Below are 2,322 nucleotides of genomic sequence, written 5' to 3'. Positions count from 1 at the left end.
AGTTGGTTAGAATACCGGCCTGTCACGCCGGGGGTCGCGGGTTCGAGTCCCGTCCACTCCGCCACTTATATTAAGCCCTAGTCGAAAGACTGGGGCTTTTTCGTTTGGTCGTGTCCCCGAGAAATGCATTTACACATTGAAGGCGAGACAATACGACTTTCTTTACCCTTTTGGCACATGAGTTTCTCAGGAAGATGAGCCTGCTGCCTGCACTTCCAATTACTCCGAGTTTGTATCCTGTCCTCGTTGAAAGATTGGCCATTTGAACAATGAGTCTTATAACACTCGCCCTCAACCGTAATAGAATGAATAGTCTTCCGTACTGCGTGTTTTGTTAGCGTCTCTCTTAAACAATAATTTTCTACATCTTATTTCTCAAACATTCATTGCTTCCATGTTTAGAGCGGGACCGTCGTTGCGTGGATTACGCAATTTCCCGAAATATAGTGAGGAAGAGATCTAAGTCTTCCGTAAATTAATGCCTTTTAGAAAACTTTGTTTTCTTTGCTGAACTTGCTAGTAGCGATTAACCTAAGAGGAGTTCTTGAGGAGTATGTTTGATGATGCAACAAATAAAAAATGAAACGCTGAAATCTGTATTTAAGCAATGGTCTTCCGAAGAGGGAATTGTGGTCATCAACCCTGCAACTGAGCAAGAGTTAATTCGGTTAAAGCCTAGTACTCTTGATGAGTTAGATGATCTCATTGGTCAGTGCAAAACGGAGCAAGTCCGTTGGGCTAAATTAAGTGCCAAAGAGCGCTCTCGTCGTTTGAGGGGGTGGTATCAACTACTTCTTGATAATGCAGAAGACATAGCCACGATTATTACCTTAGAGCAGGGTAAACCTTTAGCTGAGAGCAAAGGGGAAGTGATGTATGGTGCCTCTTTTGTCGAGTGGTTCTCAGAAGAAGCAAAACGTGCTTATGGCGAAGTTATTCCTGCCCCCACGACAGATAGACGTCTATCTGCAATTCGCCAGCCTGTGGGAGTATGCGCTGCAATTACACCTTGGAACTTCCCTATTGCGATGATTACAAGAAAAGCAGCACCAGCCCTAGCGGCAGGTTGTGGCATGTTGATCAAGCCATCAGAGCTTACCCCTCTCACTGCAATTGCTGTTGTTGAATTAGCTTATCAGGCTGGTATCCCTAAAGAACTGCTTTCTGTCGTGGTGTCGGAGCAGGCTGCTGAGTTTGGTCAAGTACTAAGTACTGATCCTAGGATTCAGAAGATCTCTTTTACGGGGTCTACGCGAGTCGGGAAAATTTTGATGAAGCAAGCCAGTGATTCAGTCAAGGCGGTGTCGATGGAGTTGGGTGGTAATGCGCCTTTCATCGTGTTTGAAGATGCAGACTTAGATGCGGCTGCGGAAGGGCTTGTCGCGTCGAAGTTCCGTAATGCAGGGCAAACATGTGTTTGTACCAATCGGTTATATGTTCATAAAAATGTAAAACAAGCTTTTATTGATAAAGTATTGTCGAAGTTAAGCAAATTAAAGCTTGGCAATGGTTTAGAGAAAGATGTCACATTAGGTCCTGTTATTACGATGGCCTCTAAGCATCGACTAGAGGCGGTGATCGATCAAGCTGTACAAGAAGGAGCCTCTATTGCTAACTCTCCACAGAGACGGCATGGTCGCTTTATGGAGCCCGTTCTTTTGGATAGTGTGACGCAGAATATGTCGATTGTTCAGCAAGAGCTATTCGGGCCTGTGTTGCCTATTGTTACCTTTGAAAATGATGATCAAGTTCTCGAAATGGCGAACGATACAGAATATGGTTTGGCTTGCTATTTCTATACGAATAGCTTGAAGCGTATTGTGACTTTTAGTGAAGGTTTAGAGTACGGCATGGTTGGAGTTAATGAAGGGATCATCTCTACTGAAGTGGCTCCATTTGGTGGAGTTAAAGAGTCGGGTGTTGGACGGGAAGGTGCTAAGCAAGGACTCGATGAATATCTGGAGACAAAGTATATTTGTCTTGGTGGTTTAAGCTGATTTCAGAGATGGCCGATTGAATTAAAAAGCTAGGTTTTTACCTAGCTTTTTTTTAGTTGAAAGGCATACCATTTGCCACGCGCGTTTGTGGTTAATATTTTCTGGTTACTTAGTGAGTCGATAGTTAGCTTGCGGTAAGCGGTTTTTAATAATCAAAGCGCTTATGTTATTTCGTTATGGGGTAGGAGAGAGCTTAGCTTTAAACTAATACAAAAAAGCCGCATCAAGTGATGCGGCTTCTTCTAATATGGCTCCTCCTGCTGGGCTCGAACCAGCGACCTGCGGATTAACAGTCCGTCGCTCTACCAACTGAGCTAAGGAGGAA

Annotated in this window: 1 protein-coding gene and 1 tRNA gene; one reads left to right on the top strand and one right to left on the bottom strand. The window is 44.1% G+C overall.

The genetic code is table 11. From position 1 onward, the window contains the following. Window positions 1-560 precede the first annotated feature (560 nt). Window positions 561-1,997 carry an NAD-dependent succinate-semialdehyde dehydrogenase gene (locus R7R78_RS23825; protein WP_213973648.1) on the top strand — a complete coding sequence of 479 codons (1,437 nt, stop codon included), beginning with the start codon at window positions 561-563 and terminating at the stop codon, window positions 1,995-1,997. A gap of 248 nt (window positions 1,998-2,245) precedes the next feature. On the opposite strand, the gene R7R78_RS23820 is transcribed toward R7R78_RS23825, so the two are convergent. Continuing rightward, window positions 2,246-2,321 (bottom strand) — tRNA-Asn (locus R7R78_RS23820). Window position 2,322: the final 1 nt, after the last annotated feature.

The organism is Vibrio sp. 2134-1 (assembly GCF_033339495.1).
This window is presented reverse-complemented; position numbering and strand designations above follow the sequence as displayed.